General features: G+C 63.1%; 17 protein-coding genes. 6 read left to right on the top strand and 11 right to left on the bottom strand.

Going from position 1 to position 16,675, the window contains the following annotated elements:
• Window positions 1-4: 4 nt before the first annotated feature.
• On the top strand, window positions 5-1,003 hold the full coding sequence (gene doeB, locus NKH57_RS18625) for a N(2)-acetyl-L-2,4-diaminobutanoate deacetylase DoeB (protein WP_352946004.1): 999 nt from the start codon (window positions 5-7) through the stop codon (window positions 1,001-1,003).
• Window positions 1,004-1,451: 448 nt separating this feature from the next.
• Window positions 1,452-1,706 carry a hypothetical protein gene (locus tag NKH57_RS18620; RefSeq protein WP_352731361.1) on the top strand — a complete coding sequence of 85 codons (255 nt, stop codon included), beginning with the start codon at window positions 1,452-1,454 and terminating at the stop codon, window positions 1,704-1,706.
• Between the two features lie 63 nt (window positions 1,707-1,769).
• Here the strand turns inward: NKH57_RS18620 and NKH57_RS18615 are convergent, their stop codons facing one another.
• From NKH57_RS18615 to NKH57_RS18605, 3 genes are all read right to left on the bottom strand, one after another.
• Window positions 1,770-2,888: a DmpA family aminopeptidase gene (locus NKH57_RS18615; protein ID WP_352731358.1), complete on the bottom strand. Its 1,119-nt coding sequence runs from the start codon at window positions 2,886-2,888 to the stop codon at window positions 1,770-1,772.
• A 4-nt stretch (window positions 2,889-2,892) separates the two neighbouring features.
• A complete protein-coding gene (xseA, locus tag NKH57_RS18610) occupies window positions 2,893-4,524 on the bottom strand; it encodes an exodeoxyribonuclease VII large subunit (protein ID WP_352946000.1) in 1,632 nt (543 codons plus the stop codon).
• An 82-nt stretch (window positions 4,525-4,606) separates the two neighbouring features.
• Complete coding sequence (locus NKH57_RS18605; RefSeq protein WP_023756837.1) at window positions 4,607-5,563, bottom strand: LysR substrate-binding domain-containing protein; 957 nt, start codon at window positions 5,561-5,563, stop codon at window positions 4,607-4,609.
• Between the two features lie 176 nt (window positions 5,564-5,739).
• Between NKH57_RS18605 and NKH57_RS18600 the strand changes: the two genes are divergently transcribed.
• A complete protein-coding gene (locus NKH57_RS18600; RefSeq protein WP_023756836.1) occupies window positions 5,740-6,030 on the top strand; it encodes a DUF1127 domain-containing protein in 291 nt (96 codons plus the stop codon).
• Between the two features lie 144 nt (window positions 6,031-6,174).
• Here NKH57_RS18600 and NKH57_RS18595 read toward each other — a convergent pair whose 3' ends face one another.
• The 5 genes from NKH57_RS18595 to NKH57_RS18575 all read right to left on the bottom strand — a co-directional run bounded on the left by NKH57_RS18595 (window position 6,175) and on the right by NKH57_RS18575 (window position 10,780).
• Window positions 6,175-6,396, bottom strand: coding sequence for a type II toxin-antitoxin system HicB family antitoxin (locus NKH57_RS18595; RefSeq protein ID WP_050589468.1), 222 nt, complete (start codon window positions 6,394-6,396; stop codon window positions 6,175-6,177).
• Window positions 6,397-6,643: 247 nt separating this feature from the next.
• Window positions 6,644-7,648, bottom strand: a complete 1,005-nt coding sequence (locus NKH57_RS18590; protein ID WP_352945996.1) for a DUF937 domain-containing protein — start codon at window positions 7,646-7,648, stop codon at window positions 6,644-6,646.
• A gap of 100 nt (window positions 7,649-7,748) precedes the next feature.
• Window positions 7,749-9,122 (bottom strand): glutamate--cysteine ligase, encoded by a 1,374-nt coding sequence (locus tag NKH57_RS18585; RefSeq protein WP_352836088.1) that lies wholly within the window; start codon window positions 9,120-9,122, stop codon window positions 7,749-7,751.
• A gap of 244 nt (window positions 9,123-9,366) precedes the next feature.
• Window positions 9,367-10,101 carry a 16S rRNA (uracil(1498)-N(3))-methyltransferase gene (locus NKH57_RS18580; protein ID WP_352945993.1) on the bottom strand — a complete coding sequence of 245 codons (735 nt, stop codon included), beginning with the start codon at window positions 10,099-10,101 and terminating at the stop codon, window positions 9,367-9,369.
• 31 nt (window positions 10,102-10,132) lie between these two features.
• Entirely contained in the window at window positions 10,133-10,780 is a 648-nt protein-coding gene (locus NKH57_RS18575) for a hypothetical protein (RefSeq protein ID WP_352945990.1), read from the bottom strand.
• Between the two features lie 88 nt (window positions 10,781-10,868).
• Between NKH57_RS18575 and NKH57_RS18570 the strand changes: the two genes are divergently transcribed.
• Complete coding sequence (locus NKH57_RS18570) at window positions 10,869-11,567, top strand: type 1 glutamine amidotransferase (protein ID WP_352945987.1); 699 nt, start codon at window positions 10,869-10,871, stop codon at window positions 11,565-11,567.
• Between the two features lie 293 nt (window positions 11,568-11,860).
• On the top strand, window positions 11,861-11,992 hold the full coding sequence (locus NKH57_RS18565; protein ID WP_280948931.1) for a hypothetical protein: 132 nt from the start codon (window positions 11,861-11,863) through the stop codon (window positions 11,990-11,992).
• A gap of 27 nt (window positions 11,993-12,019) precedes the next feature.
• On the opposite strand, the gene NKH57_RS18560 is transcribed toward NKH57_RS18565, so the two are convergent.
• From NKH57_RS18560 to NKH57_RS18550, 3 genes are all read right to left on the bottom strand, one after another.
• Window positions 12,020-12,811 carry a metallophosphoesterase gene (locus NKH57_RS18560; RefSeq protein ID WP_352945984.1) on the bottom strand — a complete coding sequence of 264 codons (792 nt, stop codon included), beginning with the start codon at window positions 12,809-12,811 and terminating at the stop codon, window positions 12,020-12,022.
• 160 nt (window positions 12,812-12,971) lie between these two features.
• Window positions 12,972-14,108, bottom strand: a complete 1,137-nt coding sequence (locus NKH57_RS18555) for an alpha-hydroxy acid oxidase (protein WP_352945981.1) — start codon at window positions 14,106-14,108, stop codon at window positions 12,972-12,974.
• A gap of 19 nt (window positions 14,109-14,127) precedes the next feature.
• Window positions 14,128-14,931: a FadR/GntR family transcriptional regulator gene (locus tag NKH57_RS18550; RefSeq protein WP_352945979.1), complete on the bottom strand. Its 804-nt coding sequence runs from the start codon at window positions 14,929-14,931 to the stop codon at window positions 14,128-14,130.
• 210 nt (window positions 14,932-15,141) lie between these two features.
• On the opposite strand from NKH57_RS18550, the gene NKH57_RS18545 reads away from it, so the two are divergent.
• Window positions 15,142-16,464 carry a DUF3422 family protein gene (locus NKH57_RS18545; RefSeq protein WP_352945976.1) on the top strand — a complete coding sequence of 441 codons (1,323 nt, stop codon included), beginning with the start codon at window positions 15,142-15,144 and terminating at the stop codon, window positions 16,462-16,464.
• Window positions 16,465-16,675 lie beyond the last annotated feature (211 nt).

Here is a 16,675-nt window from a genome sequence, read left to right as displayed (position 1 = left end):
CCCGATGTCGAGTCTACGCCCATCACCGATCGCGCCGACGGTGGATTTTGACCGTGACGGCGTCCAGCACGGTTTCCTGCGCCTGCCCTACAGTCGAGACGACTCGGCCTGGGGCTCGGTGATGATCCCGATCTGCGTCATCCGCAAGGGCAAGGGGCCGGCGGCACTGCTGACCGGCGGCAACCATGGCGATGAGTATGAGGGGCCGCTGGCGCTTTACGACCTCGCCCGCACGCTCGATCCCAAGCATGTCAGCGGCACCGTGATCATCGTGCCGGCGATGAATTATCCGGCCTTCCGCGCCGGCACGCGTACCTCGCCGATCGACAAGGGCAATATGAACCGCAGTTTCCCCGGCCGGCCGGACGGCACGGTGACCGAGAAGATCGCCGACTATTTTCAACGTGAGTTGCTGCCTCGCGCCGACATCGTGTTCGATTTCCATTCCGGCGGCAGGACGCTGGACTTCGTGCCGTTCTGCGCCGCGCATACTTTGCCGGACAAGGCACTGGAGCAGAAAGCCTTCGAGGCGGTTGCGGCATTTTCCGCGCCGTTTTCGATGCGCATGATCGAGATTGATTCAGTCGGCATGTACGACACGGCAGCCGAAGAGATGGGCAAGGTTTTTGTCAGCACCGAACTTGGTGGCGGCGGGACCTCGCGTGCGCAAACCGTACGGATCGCGCGGCGCGGTATTCTCAATGTGCTGCGTCATGCCGGCATCGTTGCCGGAGCGGTCGAGAAAAGTCCGACGCAGTGGCTCGACATGCCGTCTGGCGATTGTTTTTCGTTCGCCGAGGAAGACGGCATGATCGAAACCATGGTCGATCTTGGCGAGCCGGTCGAAGAAGGCGCGGTGCTTGCCCGCATCCATTCCACCGGTCGCACCGGCATGGCCCCCCAGGAAATCCGGGCAAAAATGTCGGGCATGCTGGCGGCGCGGCATTTCCCCGGCCTGGTCAAGGCCGGCGACTGCGCGGCGGTCGTGGCTGTGCACGTCTGAAGCTTGAAGCTGCGGCAAGCTTGTCCATCCTTGGCTTGTTTCCGCCCCTCGGCGCGGCGGAAAGAAGCAGGATGGCGAGCGGAGTCGACATTGCATGAGGATGCCACTATATAGCGGCGGCTTCGACCCCGCGTGCCTGAGGGCAGCGACCTCGAAGCGACTGTAAATGTGTTGTGTGTTGCGCCATCTATTGTGACGAAAATCGGCTCGGAAACCGGAAAAAAGCAAATAGAAACAGTGGCGCGACGCTGGGCGTAACCCAGCCTACGGTACCGACCCTCCAGAATCAGAAAATGCTCTTGACCCCTCGATTTCCTATGGCTCTGTGGACGTTGGACGGCATCGGCTTGCCGAGTGACCGCGACTCGGCTGGAATGGGGACATGCATCCTTTGCGGGGTGCCGACGTTTATGATTGCCAACCGGCTTTGCCGCAAGGGAACAGCAGTATGAGTGAACATGCGATCGAGTTCTTGCAGGAATGGATCGGTGAGAAGGTCCACTGCCAGCCTTCCGAGGCCCGGATCGAGAAGCAGGCCGAGACACTGGCCAAGGAGTGCGCTGCCAAGGCAGCCGAAGTCGGCATACCCCTGGAGGATATCCAGGAGGAAGTCGGCGATATCAAGGAACTCATCGCCTCCAGGCTAGAGGAAGCGGCCGAGGCCGACGAGCAGCAGCAGGCGTCCAGCAAAGCCGCGGAATAGGGGGCGGACCTCATCTGAAACACGCGGGCTTGCTGGCCCGCGTTTTCGTTTCAACGATGGTTTTCAGCCAAATTTTTCTTTCAGCCACGCCTTCGGCAGCGCCGGCACGAAATTGCCGTCGCGTCCGCTCATGTCGTCATTGGCGACCAGCGCGTTGAGGATCGCTTCCTCCACGGCCTGGATCACCGCGTCGAAAAACGGATCGATGTCTGTGTCAGGGATGAACTCGGCACTGGCGATGGTGCCTGACGGTACCAGAGCCGCTGCGGGATTAGCGGTCGAGAAGGCGAGAAAAATGTCGCCGGAGCTGTGGTAGCCGAAGCCGCCGGTCATGGAGACGCCGAGCGGCACCCGGCGTGCCAGCCGCTTCATCTGGTGCGGCAGGAACGGCGCATCGGTGGCGATGACGGCTATGATCGAGCCCTTTTCGGCGCGCGGCGCCCCTTCGCGGATCGCCGGTTCGACGAGTTCCAGCCCGGCACGCAGACCACGAATGGTAAAATTGTGTCGCTTGCCGAAATTCGACTGCACGAAGGCGCCGACGGCGTAGCCATGGCCTTGCCATTCGACGACGCGCGACGCGGTCCCTGAACCTGCCTTGAAGCCGAAGGTGATCATACCGGTGCCGCCGCCGACGCTGCCTTCCTCGATCGGTCCGCTGGTCGCACCGTCAAGAGCCTGGGCGACGTGCTCAAAAGTCAAATGGTGGCCGTTGATGTCGTTGAGGAAGCCGTCATAGGTCTCCGCCGCTACCGGCAGGCCCCAGGCGCTGTCGAGCGCCGCCGGCAGCACGCTTTGCATCCAGCGCAGCGTGCCGTCGCGTGAGACACCGCAGGAATGCGTGTTGGTGATGGTGATCGGGAAGTTGAAAGCGCCGGTTTCCTCGACGATGTGCGAGCCGGTCAGTTCGCCATTGCCGTTCTGGCTGAAGATGCCGGCGAAGACCGGCGTGGCAAGATCGGCGCGCGGCCTGGGCAGGATCGCGGTCACGCCGGTGCGCACCGGACCCTGGCCGACGACGAGCGCTCCGTCGCCGGAAATCAGCGTCGCGTAACCGACCGCCACTCCGGGCACATCGGTGATCGCGTTGCACGGCCCGGGCGTCCCGTCGAAGACGATGCCAAAACTTCGCGCGCGGGGTTTGCCTGAAGGCGTTGCCAGATGGTTCGGATTGTCGGTCATGGCATCAGAACAGCGATCCCTGATTGCCTGGTACTTTGGCCCTGGCTGCTGGTTTGGCCACCGCTTTCGGTTTTGCCGTGCCGCTGGTTGCAATCGCATCGGCGGTGCCGTCCGCGAACTCAAGCGAAAGCGCCATTCCCGACGCTACCTCAGATGCTTGCTTGATCACCGCTCCGTCGGCGTCCTTCACCAAGGCGAAGCCGCGCGCCAGAACCGCCTTGTGCGACAGCGTCGCCATCAGCCTTTCGGCTTGTACCACGCGGCCGCGCAGGCGCTCCAGCCTGAGCCCCACGGCTTGCGTTCCGCGTCTTGTTAAAGCTGTCAGCAAATCCCTCTGCACGCGTTGCCGCCGCGCTGTGGGATCGATCGTGATGCGGCCTTGCAGCAAAGCCAGTTGCTGCCTGTGCCGCTGCAGCGATGCCCTGGCGCATTTCGGCAACTGGTCCGCCGCACGATTTAATTCCGCCCGCCGGGCTCTTGCCAACGCGCGTAGCGCCACTTGTGCCCTTAAAAGATTGCGCTCATTGGAGCGCCGCACCTCGGCAATGCGCTGGGACAGCATCGCCGGTGTCAGCTTTACAGCGAAGAATCGTGCCCGCTTTCGTTCGGTGGAGACCATCAGGCCGCGGCCGAGCCTAGATGTCGCATCATCGAGGCGCCGCCGCGGCAGCGCCAGCAATTGATCGGGCGAGGGGAGAGCACGGGCGGCCGCACGGGCGGCCTGCCGCTTGCGTTCGAAATTGCGCAGGACCGCCGCCTTGAGCCGCGCGCCGAGGCTGGCAAGCGTGGCTTCAAGGTCCGCCTTCACCGGCACTGCAATCTCGGCCGCACCGGTCGGGGTCGGTGCCCGCACATCCGCGACGAGATCGACTAGCGTCCAGTCCGTCTCGTGGCCGACAGCCGAAATCACCGGAATCGCGGAGGCGGCAACGGCACGGGCGAGCGCCTCGTCGTTAAACCCCCAGAGGTCTTCGAGACTGCCGCCGCCGCGCGCCACGATCAGCAGATCGGGGCGCTGGATGGCACCGTCCCAGGCCAGCGCGTTGAAGCCGTTGACCGCCGCAGTCACTTCCGCGCCAGACGTTTCGCCCTGCACGCGCACCGGCCAGACCAGGATATGCAGCGGAAACCGGTCCTTGATGCGGTGGATGATGTCGCGGATGACGGATCCGGTCGGCGAGGTGACGACGCCGATGACGCGCGGCATGAACGGCAGCAACCGCTTGCGGCTGGTGTCGAACAGGCCCTCGGCCTGCAGCCGCCGTTTGCGCTCTTCCAGCAGCGCCATCAGCGCGCCCGCGCCGGCTGGCTCCAGATTGTCGATGACGATCTGGTAATTGGACTTGCCGGGATAGGTGGTGAGCTTGCCGGTGGCGATCACCTCCATCCCCTCTTCGGGGCGGAACTTCAGCCGGCTCATCGTGCCCTTCCACACCACGGCGTCGAGCCGGGCACGGTCGTCCTTCAGCGCGAAATAGGCATGACCGGAGGAATGCGGCCCGCGATAGCCCGAGATTTCGCCGCGCACCCGCACATTGCCGAACACGTCCTCGACCGTGCGCTTCAGCGCGCCGGAAATCTCGCTCACCGTGTATTCGGTGGCGTTGGTGCGTGATTCGGATGATGCGTCGCTCATCGGCCGATTGGGGGACGGTTGGGCGCCCGCGTCAAGGTGGCCGCTCTCGGCCAGGCATTCATAACCCGCATGCCTGACCCGCCTACCAGCCGGGCAGGATCTGGTTCGGCTTGCTTCTCCGCAGCTTCGTGAAGGCGAGCGCTGCGAAATCGAATGTCCCGGTGTCCTCGCTGAGCGGCACGGAAATATTGTCGAGGCTTTCCGAAATATGGCGGGCGAGCGCGTCGACGATCTCGGGTCGCGACGTCTGGCCGCGCATGATGCCGATACGGCAATCGGGCAGGGCGCCGAAGCCGTCGGCCTCACCCAGCACCCGCATGCCTGGCCGCAGCGCGCATTCCGGCAGCACCGAGATCGCCAGGCCGGAAAGCACCGCGGCGGTGATGACAGTGGCCGAGAAGCTGGTGAACAGGATGCGATAATCGCGGTTCTGCTGGTCGAGCACATCGACTGCAGCGCGCCGCCAGATGCAGTTCGGCCGGCCAAAGGCCATCGGCAGCGTTTCCTGTTCATGCGTTGCATGGTTGGCCGAGGTGACCCACAGCAGCGGTTCGCGCCGCACCACCTCCGACTGGCCGCGAACGTCGTTGTGCGTCACCAGCGCCAGGTCGAGATTGCCGCGCTTGATATGCTCGACAAGCCCCGGTGTCGGCTCGCAGATGACAGTCAGTTCGACGCGCGGATTGGAGCGCGTGAACCGCGCCATGATTTCCGGAAGGAAACGGTCGGCATAATCGTCCGGCGTGCCGATGCGGATCGTGCCTTCGAGCCGCCGATCATCAAAAGCGGCGAGCGTCTCGCGGTTGAGATAGAGCAGCCGGCGCGCGTAGGACAGCAGCTTGTCGCCTTCCTCGGTCAGTCTGTTGGTGCGCCCGTCTTTCTCGAACAGCGGCTTGCCGATCCGCTCTTCCAGCCGGCGCATCTGCATCGACACCGCCGACTGCGTCCGGTGCACCTCTTCGGCCGCTCTGGTGAAGCTGCCGGTGTCGGCAATCGAGATGAAGGTCTGCAACTGATCGAGATCGAGAGGCGATTTCATCGATATGATCCATCACTAGTGTTGATGCCTAAGATTAGAAACATTCGTTGGATTAATCAATCGCATCATGTCAAATTCGCATTGTCCACATGAAAGCATGTGAATTGGGACCGGAACCGCCGCTGTTGTCAGCGCCGATTGCTGGCCTTGCTCGTTCGAGTCTGAAGGAGACCGACATGACCACGTTTGATTTCGCCACCGAGACCTCGCGCATCACCTCGCGTCCGGCCGTTGCGACGCGCGTGGCAAACACCATTTCCAACGTCTACCGCGCCTGGAAAAACCGCCGCGCCTTCTATCGCCTGGGAGAGATGTCGGACGCCGAACTCGCCGATATCGGCCTGACGCGCGCCGACCTGCATGTCGCCATCGACGTGCCGTTTGGCCGCGACCCGACGGCGATGTTGCGCGAAATCGCCAGCGATCGCATCGAGACGATCGAGGATTTCGCCCGCAAGGTCGCTTGATCGACAGCTTGTTGTTCAGGTTGCTTTGAACCTTTTAGAGGTTCGGCGCGACTGAAAAGTATGCAGGCCCCACTCCCTGCCGGATCCCCGCCGGCCGCCTGCACTCTGCCCGGTCCTCCCAGGACCGGGCTTTTCTTTTGGCAGTCAGGCGAATGCCAGCTTTCGCGATGGCCTTGGTATCGATCTGCCGAGCTCGTGCGCGGCCTCTATCCAAGATGCTATGGCGTCCTGGACATTCGCGATGGCCTCTTCAGGGGTGTCGCCGTCACTCACGCAGCCTGGCAGATCAGGCACCAAAGCCGAAAACCCCCCTCCGTCCTCTGCAGAAAGTGGCGCAATGACGACGGGATATTCAAGTCTGTCCATCATGTCTCTTTGCCTCGTCGATAAATGCCACGAGCTTTCGAATATATACGGGTTTGATCGGCCGTTTGAAAGGCACGGTCAAAATATCGGTTATTGCCGAATGATAGACCTTGTAGTGTGAGCCGCCTGACCTTGGCGGCACGCATTGGACACCAGCCTCGTCACAAACCGCCTTTACATCGGCTATCGACCAGTCGCCGCGCGGGTTGCGGCGCATCTGCTCCAGTCTCTTACCCACGGATGTCGACTACCGCCGGTCCATGTCGCGCTTGAACTGGTCGAAGATCGTTTCCACGCCCTTCTGGTAGTCGTCACGCTGCTGGGCGCCGGTCTCGAACATCTTGCCGAACAGGTCGTCGAACGGATTCTTCGGCCGACCGCTCGGATTGGTCTGAGGTGCCTGACGTTGCTGTGGGGGCGCTTGAGGCTGTTGCGGCGCCGGCTGGCCGCCCGGGATGCCGAAGCCGCCTCCGCCCTGCCGCAACATCTCCTCGAAGATTTTTCCCAGCGGGTTGTCGCCGTAGGGGCTTTGCGTCTGCTGCGGCTGCGCGCGGCTTTGCGGCTGAGGTGCGCCGCCGCCGAACATGTCCTGCAGCACCTTGCCAAGCGGATTGTCGCCATAGGGATTGGGTGCCGGCTGCGGCTGGCTCTGCGGCTGTGGCGCCCCGCCGCCGAACATGTCCTGCAAAACCTTGCCGAGCGGGTTATCCATCGGGTTCTGGGGCTGCGGCGCCGGGGCCTGCATGCCGCCACCTTGCCGCATCATCTGCTCGATTATCTCGCCGAGCGGATTGTTGCCGCCGCCGCCAAAACCGCCGGCGGCCCGCATCTGGTTTGTCGTCTGCTTGAACAACCCGCCCATGACCATCGAGGCGATCGCCGGCAGCATCTGCTGCAGGATCTGCTGACTGACGCCGCTCGCTTGCGCCGCCTGGCTGGCGACGGCGCGCGATAGATCCTTCGAGCCGAACAAATGTCCGAGAATGCCGTTGCCCTCATCGACGCCCTGCGGCGAGAAGGCTCTGGTTGCGTCCTCGAAATACTTGGCGTGCTGGCCGCTGGCCATCGCCGTCATGAAGGCGCCGAGCCCATAGGGGTCGGCGGTGTTGCGTTGCAGCCCCTGCGAAAAGGCCGGCAGCAATGCGGCAACCGCCGCTTGCGTCTGCTGCATCGAAAGCCCGTATTGCTGGGCAAGGGCCTGCATGCCGTTGCCGTTCTGGGCCTGCGTCAGCATGTCGAACAAGGTAGGCATCGGCGTCTCCTCCGGAAATCCTCGCCGAAGAAGCCTAGTTTGTTTCGACTTCCGATTGAAGCGGCTTTTGCCGATCGATCGGCTGCGTCATATCCGAGGCCTAATAGGCGTATTCCATGAAAACCGGCTCGATCGAGCCGCCCCAGCGCGTGTGATAGGCTGACAGCATCTCCTCGGCGCTGGTTGTGCCGCGGGCGACGACCTCGTCCAAAGTGTTGAGGAAGGAGGTCTCGTCATAGCCGTCGCGGTTCTTCTTGCCGCGGTTCTTCAGCCCCATGCGCGAGATGACCAGCACGTCGCGAGCGATTTCGCGCAGCGTGGCGTTGCGGAAGGGCGCGGAAATGCCTTGTTCCGGCACCGCGTTGCGCATCCCCAGCGTTTCTTCATAGGTCCAACTGGAAGTCAGCGCTTCGGCGGCGTCCAGCGCTGCCTCATCATAGAGAAGCCCCACCCAGAAGGCCGGCAATGCGCAGATGCGCCGCCACGGCCCGCCGTCGGCGCCGCGCATCTCGAGGAAGCGCTTCAGCCGCACGTCCGGGAACAGCGTCGACAGATGGTTTGCCCAATCGCCCATTGTCGGCAGCCCGTCCGGCACTTCATTGCGCGCGGCCCCGGCCATGAACTGGCGGAAGGTGATGTGCGTCATGTCGTGATAGTGGTCGTCGCGGATGACGAAATACATCGGCACGTCGAGCGCCCATTCGACATAGTCGGCGAAACCGAAATCGGGCGAGAAGCAGAATTCGAGCAGGCCCGAGCGCTGGTTGTCGGTGTCGCGCCAGATGTCGCCGCGCCAGCTTTGCAAGCCGTTCGGGTGACTTTCGGTGAAAGGCGAATTGGCGAACAATGCCGTCGACAGCGGCTGCAGCTTCAGCGACACCTGCATCTTGCGGCGCATGTCTGCCTCGCTCTCGAAGTCGAGATTCACCTGGATCGTGCAGGTGCGGTACATCATGTCGAGGCCCTTGGTGCCGACCTTGGGCATGTAGCGCGTCATGATCTCGTAGCGCGATTTCGGCATTTTCGGCGTCTCGGCCAGCGACCATTTCGGGCTGCCGCCGAGGCCAAGAAAGCGGATGCCCATCGGCTCGGCGATCTCGCGCACCTGCGCCAGATGGGCATTGCCCTCGCGGCAGGTCTGGTGGATCGTCTCTAGCGGCGCGCCGGAAAGCTCAAACTGGCCGCCGGGTTCCAGCGAAATCGCACCCTGGCCGGTCGGTTCGACAAGGCCGATGATGCGGCCGTCATCGATGATCGGGTCCCAGCCGAGTTTTGACTGCATGCCTTCGAGGATGGCGCGGATGCCGCGCTCGCCGCCATAGGGCACAGGCGCGTTGCCGTCGACATAGAAGGGGAATTTCTCGTGCTCGGTGCCGATGCGCCACTTGTCGCGCGGCTTGTTGCCTTCGGCCAGATGCTCGACGAGTTCGTCGACACCTTCGATCGGGCGGAAATCGGTAGTATCGCGCGCCATTTGTAAGCCCTCAGCACATGACCGCGAAAATCTGCTTTCGATTTTCGGAAGGACCATGAACCCAATGAAATGCTACAGCGTCCTTTGTGTGTCCGAAAGGACGCGTGGCGCTATAGGACGATCGGACGATCGCCGGCGCTAAATGGACGAAATGTCAGCAGACGAGCAAGCGAAAAATCCTGAGCCACAGGTGAACAGGAATTGAACGGTGCTGCACTCTCCGTCCCTTGCGAGAGATGACGTCTCACCAGTCTCCAACCGTCGCCTGCATCACCGCGAGCGCGGCCACCGCGGCCGTGTCGGCGCGCAGGATGCGCGGTCCGAGTGGAATGGCGGTGACGAAGGGCAGGGCGCGCAGCATCTTGCGCTCGTCGTCGGAAAAACCGCCCTCCGGCCCGACCAGCAGGCCAAGCTTCTTTTCCTTGACCGCCTGCAGCGCGGGCAGCGGATTGTTGGTCGAGGCATCCTCGTCGCAGAAGATCAGCCGCCGTTCCTTGTCCCAACCGGTCAGCAAACGCTCGAATTTTTCCGCTTCGCGCACCTCCGGCACCGCCAGGATGCCGCATTGTTCGGAAGCCTCGACGACATTGGCACGCAGGCGATCGATGGATGGCTTTGCGACCTGCGTGTGCTGGGTGATGACCGGTTGCAGGACGCCGGCGCCCATCTCGACCGCTTTTTGTACGAGATAGTCGAGGCGGCCCTGCTTCAGCGGCGCAAAGCAGTAGACGAGGTCGGGCAGCGGCGGCTGCGGCCGTTGTAGCACGAACACTTTCAGCCGCACCGCCCTTTTTGTCTTGACTGCAATGGCCGCCGACCATTCGCCGTCGCGGCCGTTGAACACCAGGATTTCGGCACCTTCGCCGAGCCGCAGCACATGCAGGAGATAGTGGCTTTGCTGTTGACCGGCGTCAAATTCGATGTCTGGCCGCAGATCGTCGGGCACGAAGAGACGTTGCATCTTGTAGTTGGCGCGCATTGGCGAGGAATGAGCGAGCCGGCCGCCGGCGTCAAGCCTCTGCCGACGGATGCCATACGGGTCGAAAGCCTTGCCGCAGCACGGCAAGCGTCGTGGCCGGTGTCAGCAGCGAGAGCGTCTTGCCTTCGAGCAGGGCGAAATCGGCGGGTGGGCCATATCCGCCAAAAGACCAACGCAGTAGCTTGCCGCCGCGCAAGGCATAAGCGTCGCTGCCATCCGCGACCAGGGCGCCGTCCGGCAGGCCGGCAAGCTCCTCAAAGGCCACCATCGCCAGCCGGCCGCCCGACGCCAGCCGCTCCTTGTGCAGCCGCTTGTCGATTTGCGGCGCGCGCGGCTCGGCAATGCCGAAAGCTTCGCCGAAGCGACCGACGAAATCCTTGGCCCGTTCGCGCTGGCAAAAGAAACAGGGGCGATGCCCGGCCGCCAATGCCGTCACCTCGTCGAGGAAGAACAGCTCGGTCCACCCCGCTCTACCGCCCTCCCGGTTGCGGCCCATCGGCTCGCGCCGCACATTGCGGAATTGGCAGACGCAGATGATCCAGGCCTGAAGCGCCCAGCGCTTCTTCAACAGCGTCTTCGTCTCGGGATCGTGGATGATGCCGCGATTGCCGGTGAACAGCCCGCGTTCGGGTACGGCGTGGATGACACCGAACGGATCGACCCGGTTCTGCAGTGGCATAGTTTTCTCCCGCAATACCCATCTTGGCTGCAATACAGACGGCATGATATCGCTCGTCGCATCATTTTCATGTCAGCAGGGTTTTGCGATGCGGGTGCTGGTGGTCCAGAACTACGACAATACCGGCCTTGGTCAGGTTGGCGCCGCGCTTGCGGAGGCGGGCGCCGATCTCGATCTGCGTCTCCCCTACAAGGGCGACACCCTTCCGGATGACGCGGCCGGGCATGATGCCATGGTGGTCCTCGGCGGTGGCCAGAATGCGCTGGCCGATGACGAGTACCCCTATTTCCCGGCACTGCTCCAACTGACCCGCGATTTCGCCGACAAGGATCGCGCCGTGCTCGGCATCTGCCTCGGCGGCCAGCTCGTCGCCCGTGCCTTCGGCGGCGAGAACCGCATCGGCGGCGCCAACGAGTTCGGCTGGCGCGGCGTGTCGCTGACGCTGGACGCCAAGGCCGATCCGGTGCTGGGCGCGCTGCCCGAACAATTCCCGATCTTCCAGTGGCATGACGACACCTTCGTGCTGCCGGAGAACGCCGTGCGGCTAGCCGGCAACGATGTCGCCGAAAACCAGGCATTTCGCGTCGGCCGCGCGGTCTACGGCTTCCAGTTCCATTTCGAGGCCGACCGCCCCATGGTCAAGGACTGGAGCACGTCCTTTGCCCCGATCATCGCCGCGCGCCACCCCGATTGGGCAGGCACGCTCGACGGCGAAATGGCCCGCAACGGGCCCGACGCGGACGCTGCCGGCCTCGCCATCGCTCGTGCCTGGGTGGCGACGATCTGAGCATCCGTCCCTCAGGGCCTCGCCGCGTGACATAATTGGCACGCGGTGGCGAAACCGTTGGGGAAAACCGCTTTCATCCTTGGCTTGTGTCCGCCCGCTATCCTAGAAGGCGCGCGCTCCGCATCTTTTGTGCAACCGCGATGAACCTTTGGTGTGACCGGCGCGACACACCGTCGATACAGAACGTGCCTAGAAGCGCAAAATCGTCGAAATTTTGAAGCGAATTCTCCGTTTCAACGCATTGGTAACCGCCTCGTGCACAGATGCCGAAAGCTCAACAAGAGATGACCTCCGTGAAAGCAGCGCTTCTGTCCTTTGCCATGTTGTCCGCCATCGTGCTTTGCGGTCTGGGCATCTATGCCGCGGACGCGGCCAACAACCACAACGCCGTCGACGGCTACGGCGTGACCGCCTCGCTGCACTAAAACCGAGCGTCCTCGGCCACGCAGCGGTCAAGCTTCCCCTATTTTCCCAGGTTTCTTGATCGTCATCGTCAGGATACGTTTGTCCGAGCCGTCGACGACGAGCGCGGTCAGCATGCCTGATTGCCAGGCAAGCGTGTCGACATTGACGCGGTTGGCCATCACTTCCGCCTCCGGTACCGGCGTGTGGCCGTGCACCACGATCTTCGGATAGAGGCCGGTGTGATCGTGGAAAACGTCGCGGATCCAGATCAGATCCTGCGGGTTTTGCCTTTCCAGGGGGATGCCCGGCCGGATGCCGGCATGGCAGAAGAAGAAATCGCCTAGCGTCACTGAAAACGGCAGCGACCGCAGGAAGTCGACGTGGCTTTGCGGCACGGCCTCGACCAGAGCTTGATGTCCTTTGCGCACGGCCGCCTCGGCCTTGCCGAACCACGCGCTGGCGCTATCGCTGATCGCCACGCCGTAGGACTGCGCCGTCTGGATGCCGCCAAACCGGATGAAAAGTCCGTCCGGGTCGGGCCTATTGAGAAAATCGAGAAAGCCGATGTCGTGATTGCCGGCCAGCATCAGATGGCGCGGGTCGCGCTCCCGCGCTTCGATCAGGAAGTCGATGACACCCTTTGAATCTGGACCGCGGTCGACATAGTCGCCAAGATGGATGACACGCCAGTCGGCGGGCGCCTGCGTCTCGATCTCGGTCTTGATGCGCTGATGCATGGCAGCCAGCAGGTCGAGCCGGCCATGCACGTCGCCAATCGAATAAACACGCACCTCCTCCGGCCCATGCGCGTCGAGAAAGTGGATACCTGTTTCCGCCAATTTCTCATTGTCTCCGTGATCAGGCTGTCACGGAACTCTAGAGCAGTTCCAAGAAAATTGTGAAACGCTTTTCCCGGAAAAAGCGCAAAGCGCTTTCCCTTGGGAACTGCGACAAAACAAAGAGATAGAGCGTTTCTGCGTTCGTGAAACGACGACAGCTCTAACGCCGGAGCTGGTCTTTGCCCATGTCGGTGACCAGACGCTTTCCGCACAGCGCCAGCGTGATGTCCATCTCCTTGCGGATGATTTCCAACGCCTTGGTAACCCCTCCCTTGCCGAGCGCACCCAGGCCATAAAGAAATGGCCGGCCGATATAGGTGCCCTTGGCGCCGAGACAGAGCGCCTTCAGCACATCCTGGCCGGAGCGGATGCCGCCATCCATATGCACCTCGATCGTGTCGCCGACCGCATCTGCGATCTCTTCCAGCACGCCGATCGATGAGGATGCGCCATCGAGCTGGCGTCCGCCATGGTTGGAAACGATGATCGCGTCGGCACCGGTCTTGGCCGCCATCAGCGCGTCTTCCTTGTCGAGAATGCCTTTGAGGATCAGCTTGCCGCCCCAGCGTTCCTTGATCCAGGCGACGTCCTTCCACGACAGATGCGGATCGAACTGCTCCGTCGTCCACGATGCCAGTGAGGACATGTTGCCGACGCCCTTGGCGTGGCCGACGATGTTGCGGAAGGTCCGCCGCTTGGTGCCGGCCATGGCGGCGCACCAGCGCGGGCGGATGGCCATGTCGACGATGTTCGTCAGCGTCAGCTTCGGCGGTGCCGAAAGCCCGTTGCGGATGTCCTTGTGGCGCTGGCCGAGAATCTGCAGGTCAAGCGTCAGCACCAGCGCCGAGCATTTCGCTGCCTTCGCCCTGTCGATGAGGTTGAGCACGAAATCCTTGTCGCGCAGCACATAGAGCTGGAACCAGAACGGTTTGGTGGTGACGGAGGCAACATCTTCGATCGAGCAGATGCTCATCGTCGACAAGGTGAACGGCACGCCGAACTCTTCCGCCGCCTGCGCCGCCAGCATCTCGCCATTGGCGTGCTGCATGCCGGTCATGCCGGTTGGCGCCAATGCCACCGGCATCGATACCTTCTCGCCCACCATCGTCGATGCCAGCGAACGGTTGTCCATGTCGACGAGGACGCGCTGGCGGAACTTGATCTTCTGGAAATCCTCTTCGTTGGCCCGATACGTGCTTTCGGTCCACGAACCGGAATCTGCATAGTCGAAGAACATCTTCGGCACGCGCCGGCGCGCGAGGTCCTTGAGATCGGCGATGGTCAGGATCTGGCTCATGGGTTCCCGTTTTCGATTGCTAGGAGCGTTTGCGTGCAGGTTCGGTGTCGGTGGCGTCGACGCGCTGCTTCAGCCTCAGCCGCGAGACGCGCTGCCAGTCGCCGCTACGCTCAGCCTCCGCCATCGACCGTTCGACATAGGTGATGTGGTCCATCGCTGCTTGCCGGGCAGCGGCCGGGTCGCCGGCCTTCACCGCCGCATGGATCGCCCGGTGCTGCGCAAGCAGCGCCTCGCGCGCGCCAGGCACGCTGAACACCAGGAGCCGGTTCTGGAACACACCTTCCGACAACAGCCGGTAGCAGGATCGCAGCGTGTGCAAAAGGATGATGTTGTGCGCGCATTCGCAGATCGCGTGATGGAACTCGACGTCGATGTCAGCCTCGTCGTCGAAGTCGCCGGTCCTGTGCGCGTCGTCCATGCGTGCCATGATCTTGTCGAGCAGGGCTATGTCGTCTGGAGTGGCGCGCCGCGCCGCGTATTCGGCCGCCACCGCTTCGATCTCACGGCGGTATTCCAGATAGTCGATCACAGCCTTGCGGTGCATCGAGATCAGGTCCGTCACCGGCTTGGTGAACAGCTGGCCGATGACATCGGCGACATGCGTGCCGCCGCCGGGCCTTGTCGTCAAAAGGCCGCGCCCTTCCAGCGCCTTCAGTGCATCGCGCAGGATCGGCCGCGACACGTCGAACTGGCGTGCGAGCTCGCGCTCGCCCGGCAACCGGTCGCCGGTGCGCAGCACGCCTTCGAGGATGAGGCTCTCGATCTGCTGCACCACCTCGTCGGCGGTGCGCGAATGCTCGATCCTGGAAAAAATGTCGCTCAACTCGATGCCTGGAAGGTGACCCGCTGTCGCGCAGGATAAAGCCTGCGTCGCCAACTGGTCAAATTATTTATCCAATTGGCCGAAGCATGTCGATTTTGCCGCCGGGCACCATGTCATCTTCGGCTAAACTTTGTTGTTTGCGTCACCGGGCTATTGGCTCTAGAGGGACGCGAGTGCAAGAGGGTTCAAAGAAACCCCGGGGAACACGCCGTGTCAGACGACCCGTCCAATCTCGAGTTCCAGCCGCGCGCCAAAGGCAGCGTCATGGGGTTTCCCGCGCATGAGGGCCGGCCCGGCGCGCTCGGCGAGGTCCATGCCCGGCCGCATCCGTTGATCGAGAAGCCGCGCGTGCTGGTGCAGCTCGCCTTCATGACCGAGGGCGGTTCCGGCGTCGACCACGCGGTGCTTTCGGAACTGTCGCGACGTCTCGGCATCGCCGCACCCGACCGGCAGGCCCGCCATCATGCCATGAAGTGGGGCAAGGGTTCGCTGCGCTGGGAGCGGCACACCGAATTCTCGACCTATCTGTGGGAAGGGCCGCTCTCCGAAAGCGGCAGGACGCCGGAAGATTCGCCATTCGGCAACGGGTTTTCGCCGCCGGGAACCGTCATTTCGGGTATTCGGCTCGAAATCCGCAAGTGGACGCAGGTCAGCGAAAGGCTGATCGCAAGCTTTGATCCCACCAGCCTGTGCTACTCGCTGGTCGAGCGCGGCAACGCCGCCATCGTCACCGATTTCCGCCAGGATGGCGACGGCATGACCCGCATGCTGGTGCTCGACCGCGGCCTGACCCCGGCGCGCACCGGCGCACTGTCGCAGCGGCTGATCGACGTCGAAACCTATCGCACGCTGGCCATGCTCGGCCTGCCGTTGGCGCTGAACCTGTCCGGCCGCGCCCGCCGCATCGAGGACCGGCTGGCGCAGACCACGCTGGAGATGAAGGTCGCTCAAACCCGTGACAGCCAGACCTTGCTGGCCGATCTCACCGAACTCGCCGCGGAACTGGAAGCCGACGCCGCGTCGAGCCTTTACCGTTTCGGCGCCAGCCGCGCCTATGACGGCATCGTCGTCGAGCGGCTGGAAGCGCTCGAGGAAGAGGCAGTGCCCGGCTACGACACCTGGGGCGGGTTCCTGCAGCGCCGCGTCGCACCGGCCATGCGCACCTGCCGTTCGGTTGAGGAGCGGCAAGCCAATCTATCGCGAAAACTGACCCGCGCCACGACGCTGCTGCGCACCTGGGTCGATGTCGAGGTCGAGAAGCAGAACCGCGACCTGCTCGCCTCGATGAACAACCGTGCCCGCTTGCAACTGCGCCTGCAGCAGACCGTCGAAGGGCTCTCGGTCGCCGCCGTCTCCTATTACGTGGTCGGCCTCATCGGTTATGTCGCCAAGGGCGCCTCGATCTTCGGCCATGCCTTCGCGCCGGAGGTTATCACTGCTGCTTCGGTGCCCGTCGCCATCCTGCTGGTCTGGTGGGGCGTGCGCCGTGTGCGCCGAATGCACTCCGAGCCCGGCAAGCTGGCGGGGGAGTAGATTTGCTCACCCTCCCCCTTGTGGGGAGGGTCGGCTCATGATCGCAGCGAAGCGAAGATCGTGAGACGGGGTGGGGGTCCTCGTAGAGCGCCGCGCTGACCCCACCCCGCTCACTTCGTTCGCGACCCTCCCCACAAGGGGCAGGGGAATCGCACATGAGTACAAAGGGACTCTTGTGTGGTGTGCGGAAATCGATTCTGAAAGGACCTCT

Source organism: Mesorhizobium sp. M1050 (assembly GCF_040318715.1).
Taxonomy (GTDB): domain Bacteria; phylum Pseudomonadota; class Alphaproteobacteria; order Rhizobiales; family Rhizobiaceae; genus Mesorhizobium.
The sequence above is the reverse complement of the archived record's forward strand: the minus strand, read 5'-3'. Positions and strand labels throughout refer to the sequence as shown.

Coding starts and splice junctions, on each gene's coding strand:
- NKH57_RS18555 (WP_352945981.1), bottom strand. CDS start 14,108: ATGAGCCAGATCCTGACCATCGCCGATCTCAAGGACCTCGCGCGCCGG.
- NKH57_RS18605 (WP_023756837.1), bottom strand. CDS start 5,563: ATGAAATCGCCTCTCGATCTCGATCAGTTGCAGACCTTCATCTCGATT.
- NKH57_RS18585 (WP_352836088.1), bottom strand. CDS start 9,122: ATGGCGCGCGATACTACCGATTTCCGCCCGATCGAAGGTGTCGACGAA.
- NKH57_RS18595 (WP_050589468.1), bottom strand. CDS start 6,396: ATGGACAGACTTGAATATCCCGTCGTCATTGCGCCACTTTCTGCAGAG.
- xseA (WP_352946000.1), bottom strand. CDS start 4,524: ATGAGCGACGCATCATCCGAATCACGCACCAACGCCACCGAATACACG.
- NKH57_RS18615 (WP_352731358.1), bottom strand. CDS start 2,888: ATGACCGACAATCCGAACCATCTGGCAACGCCTTCAGGCAAACCCCGC.
- doeB (WP_352946004.1), top strand. CDS start 5: ATGTCGAGTCTACGCCCATCACCGATCGCGCCGACGGTGGATTTTGAC.
- NKH57_RS18580 (WP_352945993.1), bottom strand. CDS start 10,101: ATGCGCGCCAACTACAAGATGCAACGTCTCTTCGTGCCCGACGATCTG.
- NKH57_RS18600 (WP_023756836.1), top strand. CDS start 5,740: ATGACCACGTTTGATTTCGCCACCGAGACCTCGCGCATCACCTCGCGT.
- NKH57_RS18590 (WP_352945996.1), bottom strand. CDS start 7,648: ATGCCTACCTTGTTCGACATGCTGACGCAGGCCCAGAACGGCAACGGC.
- NKH57_RS18575 (WP_352945990.1), bottom strand. CDS start 10,780: ATGCCACTGCAGAACCGGGTCGATCCGTTCGGTGTCATCCACGCCGTA.
- NKH57_RS18570 (WP_352945987.1), top strand. CDS start 10,869: ATGCGGGTGCTGGTGGTCCAGAACTACGACAATACCGGCCTTGGTCAG.
- NKH57_RS18620 (WP_352731361.1), top strand. CDS start 1,452: ATGAGTGAACATGCGATCGAGTTCTTGCAGGAATGGATCGGTGAGAAG.